The 6,868-nt window shown below is 54.2% G+C and carries 7 protein-coding genes and 1 pseudogene; 1 reads left to right on the top strand and 7 read right to left on the bottom strand.

Features of this window, described 5'->3' with window-relative positions; translation table 11 throughout:
* Positions 1-1,007 (bottom strand): annotated as a pseudogene (locus ABJQ89_RS01830) (alpha/beta hydrolase); the annotation flags it as partial.
* A 280-nt stretch (positions 1,008-1,287) separates the two neighbouring features.
* Positions 1,288-2,499, bottom strand: a complete 1,212-nt coding sequence (locus ABJQ89_RS01825) for a lipocalin-like domain-containing protein (protein ID WP_348494571.1) — start codon at positions 2,497-2,499, stop codon at positions 1,288-1,290.
* Positions 2,500-2,628: 129 nt separating this feature from the next.
* Between ABJQ89_RS01825 and ABJQ89_RS01820 the strand changes: the two genes are divergently transcribed.
* A complete protein-coding gene (locus ABJQ89_RS01820) occupies positions 2,629-3,216 on the top strand; it encodes a TetR/AcrR family transcriptional regulator (RefSeq protein WP_348494570.1) in 588 nt (195 codons plus the stop codon).
* Between the two features lie 69 nt (positions 3,217-3,285).
* On the opposite strand, the gene ABJQ89_RS01815 is transcribed toward ABJQ89_RS01820, so the two are convergent.
* The 5 genes from ABJQ89_RS01815 to ABJQ89_RS01795 form a co-directional block, all read right to left on the bottom strand.
* Positions 3,286-4,275, bottom strand: coding sequence for an ABC transporter substrate-binding protein (locus ABJQ89_RS01815; protein WP_348494569.1), 990 nt, complete (start codon positions 4,273-4,275; stop codon positions 3,286-3,288).
* Between the two features lie 32 nt (positions 4,276-4,307).
* The gene (locus ABJQ89_RS01810; RefSeq protein ID WP_348494568.1) at positions 4,308-5,147 is read right to left on the bottom strand and encodes an ABC transporter permease; all 840 of its coding nucleotides are present in this window, start codon (positions 5,145-5,147) and stop codon (positions 4,308-4,310) included.
* Positions 5,144-6,007 carry an ABC transporter permease gene (locus tag ABJQ89_RS01805; RefSeq protein ID WP_348494567.1) on the bottom strand — a complete coding sequence of 288 codons (864 nt, stop codon included), beginning with the start codon at positions 6,005-6,007 and terminating at the stop codon, positions 5,144-5,146. The genes ABJQ89_RS01810 and ABJQ89_RS01805 overlap by 4 nt, the downstream gene beginning before the upstream one ends.
* The gene (locus tag ABJQ89_RS01800) at positions 6,004-6,435 is read right to left on the bottom strand and encodes a GNAT family N-acetyltransferase (protein WP_348494566.1); all 432 of its coding nucleotides are present in this window, start codon (positions 6,433-6,435) and stop codon (positions 6,004-6,006) included. The genes ABJQ89_RS01805 and ABJQ89_RS01800 overlap by 4 nt, the downstream gene beginning before the upstream one ends.
* A partial coding sequence (locus ABJQ89_RS01795) for an ABC transporter ATP-binding protein (protein ID WP_348494565.1) occupies positions 6,428-6,868 on the bottom strand: 441 nt, incomplete at its 5' end. The genes ABJQ89_RS01800 and ABJQ89_RS01795, both read right to left, overlap by 8 nt.

The raw sequence follows: 6,868 nt of genomic DNA, 5'->3' as shown, positions 1-6,868 counted from the left end.
GCTTTTGACAAAATGTCCTCGGCTTGCGCAGGGAGCAAATATCCCATGGCCATACCGCGCAGAAAGATCACTGGGGTACCTTTAGGGTCGCCCATCCAGGTCCATGCAATCTTACGACGCGTGGGCGTTACTATGATCTTTTCACGATCAAGCGGATCACGCCATGTCGATCTGAGCCCTCTTGTTTCAAGAAGCTGCCGGCTCGCGACCATCGCAAACAACCGGATCAGGTCAGCCTGCGACGCAGCGCCCGTCTTGGACAAGATCGTTTTCATTTGTGTTCGAACCGTATGGCGCGACACGCCGCGTTTTTCTGCCACTAAGCCAAGATCACAGAGTTGAAAAAATTGGCGGCCCACCTCGACCTCGGCATCGGTCAAATCGAAGGCTTGTTTCAACCTGTCTGACGTTGCGGGCGACCACGCCAATTCCAATGTTCGAATGGCGATGTAGGGTTTGGGCTGGTTTGACAGCCAGATCAGAAAAATCTCGGCATGAAAGGATGTGCCGTCTTTTGCTTGATCAATGACGTGGATCACTGATTGCGCCGCGTTCCCGCGTTGATTGGCGGCCCTTACGACCGCGTCAAACACTTTGCGAAAGGATGGATCTACACGATCCTCACGAAAAAACGCACCAGAGTTCGTCCCGAAGCTATTGATCCCCTCAACATTGATTGATGCCACACGCAAATCGGGGCTGAGAACGACCGCTGGGCCCGCCACCTCAGATACAATCCGCTCTAACGGATCGCTGTGTTCGCTGATGTCCAAGCGATCTAGAGTGTCGCCAGCAGCGTCCAGCTGTTCGATAAAAGCACTGGCAAATCGGTTGCCCCAGTTTCCATCGACGCTCTCAATTGAGTTCAGTTTCTGGTTCCATTTGAGGATCAACTTATCAAAAGCATTCTGATCAACGATGGAGCGGAACGTATCAGAGACGATTTCAAGGTCGAGATTGCTCACAACCTGCTCGCGATCCGTCTCTCTTTCCCGATCATCATTCATTGAGAGTAGCTGCTAATTCCTGAGGTCCAACAGCGCTATATTTACCCTAGAACAGACTATTGAGAAAGAGACGCGATGCGCCGAAGAACCGGAATTCTCGAACGCAGCGCATAGCGATCCAATTCACAGCTAGGGCGCAAAGTTCAGGTTCGTTCTGCTTTCCAGTTCCTCAGTACATAAATTGAATCGCTTGGCGAAACTCAGATGCGTATAGCGCTGGGACAAGAGGTTAATCTTTCTTGCCCCAGCGCCTTGATCCTTCGATGATCAGCGATGCGCCCTATTTGTCTGGCGTGCGCGTTTCACCGAAGTACATCTGTTCCCAGATCGCATGATCTTCGAAATGTTCCACAAGCTCTCCGTTTACACGCTTTTCTATAATCGCGGGACCTTGGAGACGCATATAGGAGGAATCTATGCCCAAGGCTTTCGCGGCAAGGCGCTTCAAGAGGGGCTGAGAGTCAGCGAATACGTCCTGAATAATTGTATCCTCATGTTCAAACTTGACCATGTATTCGGTATCACCGTCCGCATAAACATAGGTCGAAAGACCAGCGACAGGCTTACCCGTTTTGTCATCTGCGAAATTGTTAGCTGTCGAAAACGCGACCTTTGAATGGTCGTCGACCACGTGTTTTCCGTCTTTGGCCAGCAAGAATACAGTCATCGGCTGATAGTTATACTCTTCCTCCGCTGTGATGTAGGAGGCGATCACCGTGTAAGGGCCGACCTTGGCACGTCCCCAATACCAGTTGTGCATCACGTCTTGCATAGGAGCATTGCCCCAGTTGTGGTCGTGATAGCCTACACCTGTTCCTTCGAACGTCTCATCGCCGATCTTGTAGCTAGCCTTAACTTTGCCCTGCGGCACCGACGGCAACCATGCAAAAAGCTTCTCAGGTTCACCTTTGCTTCCGAAATAGAAGTGGCCTGTTTTAGGCCTCCAAGAAGGGACTTCACCTGTCAGTTCGATATCAACGGAAAGGTCTTCGACCTCTGCTGTGATGCGATATTTGTTCAAATCACCGACGAACCGGTTGCCTTCGATGCGCACATCACAGCTGTCTTTGGACGCTGAGAAATCTTCTGGCGCGGCTCTGAGCTTGGCTTTGTGAATTGTGCCGTCCGGACGTGTGATATCGATGCTAATTTCAGGCGTCAGGGACCAGTCGGCGGATGTCAGCGGTTTGGTGTAGAAGACGACGATAGAGGTTCCGTCCTTAAGGTGACAGTCGAAGTACCACCATTCATAGTGACCGGATTCCGTTGGCGCACGCAAACCATCCTCCCAGAGAGCAATATTATTGGCGTCGAGGCCGAGGCGTTTAAAGTCCTCTGGTGTTTCTGCGATGCGCGAATAGCCAGCATCGCTCATCACCCTGCCCTGCGTATCTGTGGTCTGAGCAGATGCAAAAGTTTGCAAACCCGGCGCAAGCACGAGGCCTGCGCTTGCGGCGGTCGATTTCATCAGAGTTCTTCGGGAGATCAGCATTGTCTTTCCTTGTGAGGTTAGGTTTGGAATCAGTCAGCTTATGGAACACATGTTCCATATAAGAGGCACTTTACTATGGAACAAGTGTTCCGTAAGCTAAAACCTCAAAAAGGTGACAGTGAGGACCCCATGACCGATCCACGCGTAGCGCGAACCCAGCAGGACTTGTTTCTCGCTCTTGATGAGCTGCTTTCTGAAAAGCCATTTCGTGAGATTAGCGTCAGCGATCTAGCGCGGCGGGCAAATGTGGGTCGCCAAACATTTTACCGGCACTTCGAAAGCGTTGGCGCGATGTTGAACCTGCGGTTGGAAACAGAGCTGGAGGATCAAATCAATTCGATCCAAACCGACCCTTCCCAAGCAGGGGAAAAGGAAAGGCTTCGCCAGATCACACTTTTCGCCTTTGAGCGGGTCGGTGCGCAGCCGCATATTGCGCGCGCTATATTGAGTGGGGAGGCAGGGTCGAATGCGCTTGCATCGTTTCGAGAGCAGATCATTGCGCTCTGGGCCAAAGAGGCAAATGATCCCTTCTCAGATGTTCCGTCCGACTTCTTGGAATATGCGTCGACTTTCTATGCGGGAGCGATGAGCGCCACACTCCAGCATTGGCTCGACTCAGATTGCTCTCCGAATGCAGAAACGATGAGCCGCCTTGTGGTTATGTTGTCTAACAGAGCTGGGCTGGACTGGAGCGGATTGGAGCTGCCGTCTGAGTAAAGGCCCAATCGAACGAAGAAAGGGCCGCACCGAAGTGCAGCCCTTTAAAAGTCACTTTTTGCGCTGTGATTAGTTCAGCGCTTTGTCAGTGATCGCGTGTGTCCAAGCGCCTTCAGGGGCTTTGGTGATCACAGGATCAGAGCCACCAGAAAGCAGGGATTCAACCGTGCGCTCATAGTCAGCTTTGACCAAAGCACCGTTGGAACCCGCTGTCAGCTTGGAGATTTCACGCATCATGCGTTGCTGATGCTCTTCTGTTTGAGCGCCGGATGCGTCGTTCTCAAGAACGATATCTGCTGCTTCGTCTGGGTTCTCTTCTGCGTATTTCCAACCCTTCATAGACGCGCGCACGAAGCGGACGAGTTTGTCTTCCATCGCTGGATCAGCAAGGGAATCTTCTAGAACATAAAGACCATCTTCGAGCGTCGCGACGCCTTGGTCCTCATATTTGAACACCATCAGATCGTCAGGCGTGAGGCCTGCATCGATCACCTGCCAGTATTCGTTGTACGTCATCGTGGACACGCAAGCTGCTTGCTTTTGCAGCAGCGGATCGACGTTGAAACCTTGCTTGAGAACTGTGACGCCATCGTCACCGCCTTCTGTGGAAAGGCCCAGTTTGCTCATCCAGCTGAGGAACGGGAATTCGTTGCCGAAGAACCAAACGCCCAGCGTTTTGCCAGCGAAATCATCTGTGCCTGAGATGCCCGCATCTTTGCGGCAAGTGAGCATCATACCAGAGGATTTGAAGGGCTGAGCGATGTTGACCATCGGCAGACCTTTTTCGCGCGCCGCGAGGGCCGCTGGCATCCATTCCACGGTTACGTCCGCGCCGCCACCTGCAAGAACTTGCGTCGGCGCGATGTCAGGACCGCCCGGTTTGATCGTGACGTCGAGATCTTCTTCGGCGTAAAAGCCTTTGTCGAGCGCGACGTAGTAACCGCCGAACTGCGCTTGTGTGACCCACTTGAGTTGCAGCGTGAGTTCATCTGCGGCATGCGCCATGGTGGACATCGCGCCGAGCGCCGCGGCGCCGACCCATGTTGAAAGAGTTTTCATTTTCAGTCTCCTTGTTGATTGCTTTGTTATTATTAGCTGCGTTGTGACGGGTGCCAGAACGTCCATTTGCGTTCTAGTAATGACATTCCGCCATAGAAAGCCGAGCCTGTGATCGCCGCGACGACGATTTCGGCCCAGACCAGATCAAGCGCCAATTGGCCGACGCTTGTCGAAATTCGAAACCCCATTCCGCGAATGGGGGATCCGAAGAATTCCGCGACGATGGCTCCGATGAGAGCCAAGGTGGTCGCGATTTTTAGCCCGTTGAAGATAAAGGGCAGCGCCATGGGAAGGCGCAGTTTGAAGAGTGTTTTCCAATAACCCGCTGCATAGGTGCGCATGAGATCGCGTTGGATCGCATCGCTGGCTTGCAAGCCTTGCACGGTGTTCACGAGGATCGGGAAGAAGATCATCACGACCACAACCGCCGCTTTGGATTGCCAATCGAACCCGAACCACATCACAAGGATCGGCGCCATACCGATGATCGGAAGCGCCGCAGCGAAGTTGCCAACGGGGAGCAAGCCGCGTTGCAGGAATTTGAAGCGGTCCACTGCGAGCGCCATGGCGAAGGCGGCGAGACAGCCGATGATATAGCCGCTCATCATCCCCTTCACGACGGTTTGTACCCAATCCTGCCAGAGGATCGATGTGGACGCAGCAAAGCGAGCGGCAATGACGGAAGGGGCTGGGAGCAGCACCTGTTGGATTTGAAGGCCACGCACAACGCATTCCCAGATAATCAGCAATGTTATACCGAAGATGATGGGCACGAGAAGCGAGGTCATGCGCGATTTGGGCTGGGCTGCGAGACGGACATTGATCCACCACCCAAGTGCCCAGAAGATTGCTCCTGCAAGTAACCAGATCATTGCGCCATCCCCATACGTTTGAGCACGATGCGTTGCATCAACCCGATGATAGCTACCAGCGTTGCAGCGAGGGCGGCTGCGACGAGCAAGGCGCTCCAGATTTGGATGGTTTGGCCATAGTAGCTACCTGCGAGGAGACGTGCGCCGAGACCGGCAACTGCACCTGTTGGAAGCTCACCCACGATCGCGCCGACGATGGCCGCGGCCATGGCGATTTTGAGTGAGGTGAACAGGTAGGGCATGGAGGACGGCAGACGCAGCCGCCAGAAGGTTTGCGCGCCGCTCGCATGCCATGTGCGCATTTGATCGAGCTGCATGTGATCGGGACTACGCAGACCCTTGACCATGCCGACGACCACAGGGAAGAAGGACAAATACATCGAAATGATCGCTTTGGGCAGCAGCCCTTGGATACCAACCGCGTTTAGAACCACGATGATCATGGGCGCAACCGCGAGGATCGGGATGGTTTGCGAGGTGATGACCCAAGGCATGACACTCATATCCATCGTGCGGTTGTAAACGATGCCCACGGCCAGCGCGATACCGAGCACCGTGCCAAGCGCGAAGCCAAGAAGCGTGGCGCTAAGGGTGATCCACGAATGATAGATGAGCGAGCGCTTCGAGGTGATTTTCTTCTCAACGGTGGTTTTCCAAATCTCTTGCGTGACCTGATGCGGCGCGGGGAGTTTTGGCTTCTTTTGCGACCACGTATCGGCGATAAGCTCGCTGGTGCTGAGCGTGACATCAGCACGCTGCGCCTTGTCATAGGCCCATGGCGCATTGAGCCAGACCGCAGCCCCGTACCAGAGCACGATGATGGCCGCGACAACTGTAAGAATGGGCAAAAGGTTCTTCATCTGCGCCACTCCATGCGCAGTTCGGGCACATCATTGGTTGTTTCTGCGCCCTCGTTCGAAATCTCAACAAAGCCTTCGCGTTTATAGAATTTCTGCGCAGCAAGATTTGGTTCATGGGTGTTGAGCCAAAGGTAGTCGCGCCCTTCTTTGATCTTGTCCATCAAGGCTTTGCCAACGCCGCCACCTGTTACGCTGCTATAAAGACCACCAATGCGATTGCGTTGGGGATCAAAGGCCAAATAGGCCTGCGCGGGTGCGCCTGCGACCAGCAAAATGCGATCCTCAAAGGCCTCTCCGAACATACCAGCGATCTGCTCAGCGCTATAAGTTGGGTTCATCCATGGCGTGCTTTGCTCCCACGCGACGACGATCTCTGCCATGGCAGGCAGATCAGCGTGTGTCGCTTCTCTGATGGAGAGGTCAGTCATCGCTGTGCCCTGCTCTGAGGCCTTCGCGCACGCGGTGGGCGATTTCGATAAATTCTGGGCTGTCGCGAATTTCGAGCGGGCGTTCGCGCGGCAGGGTGCTTTCGATCACATCGGAAATGCGCCCGGGGCGCGGCGACATGACGACGATCTTGGTGCTGAGATATACCGCCTCTGGGATGGAGTGGGTCACGAAAGCGATGGTTTTCTGGGTGCGATCCCAGAGCTGCAAAAGCTGTTCATTGAGGTGGTCGCGCACGATTTCGTCCAAAGCGCCAAAGGGTTCATCCATCAACAAGATGTCCGCATCAAAGGCGAGCGCGCGTGCGATGGAGGCACGTTGCTGCATGCCGCCAGAGAGCTGCCATGGGAATTTCTTCTCGAACCCGCCCAGTTCGACAAGTTCCAACACGCGTTTGACGCGCTCGGCCTGATC

The organism is Planktotalea sp. (assembly GCF_039984035.1).
In the GTDB taxonomy this organism is placed as follows: Bacteria; Pseudomonadota; Alphaproteobacteria; order Rhodobacterales; family Rhodobacteraceae; genus Planktotalea.
Note: the sequence above shows the minus strand (reverse complement) of the source record. Positions and strands in the feature narration are given on the sequence as shown.

Excerpts from the sequence above, each read along its gene's own strand:
- ABJQ89_RS01825 (WP_348494571.1), bottom strand. The coding sequence starts at position 2,499 with ATGCTGATCTCCCGAAGAACTCTGATGAAATCGACCGCCGCAAGCGCA.
- ABJQ89_RS01815 (WP_348494569.1), bottom strand. The coding sequence starts at position 4,275 with ATGAAAACTCTTTCAACATGGGTCGGCGCCGCGGCGCTCGGCGCGATG.
- ABJQ89_RS01810 (WP_348494568.1), bottom strand. The coding sequence starts at position 5,147 with ATGATCTGGTTACTTGCAGGAGCAATCTTCTGGGCACTTGGGTGGTGG.
- ABJQ89_RS01805 (WP_348494567.1), bottom strand. The coding sequence starts at position 6,007 with ATGAAGAACCTTTTGCCCATTCTTACAGTTGTCGCGGCCATCATCGTG.
- ABJQ89_RS01800 (WP_348494566.1), bottom strand. The coding sequence starts at position 6,435 with ATGACTGACCTCTCCATCAGAGAAGCGACACACGCTGATCTGCCTGCC.
- ABJQ89_RS01820 (WP_348494570.1), top strand. The coding sequence starts at position 2,629 with ATGACCGATCCACGCGTAGCGCGAACCCAGCAGGACTTGTTTCTCGCT.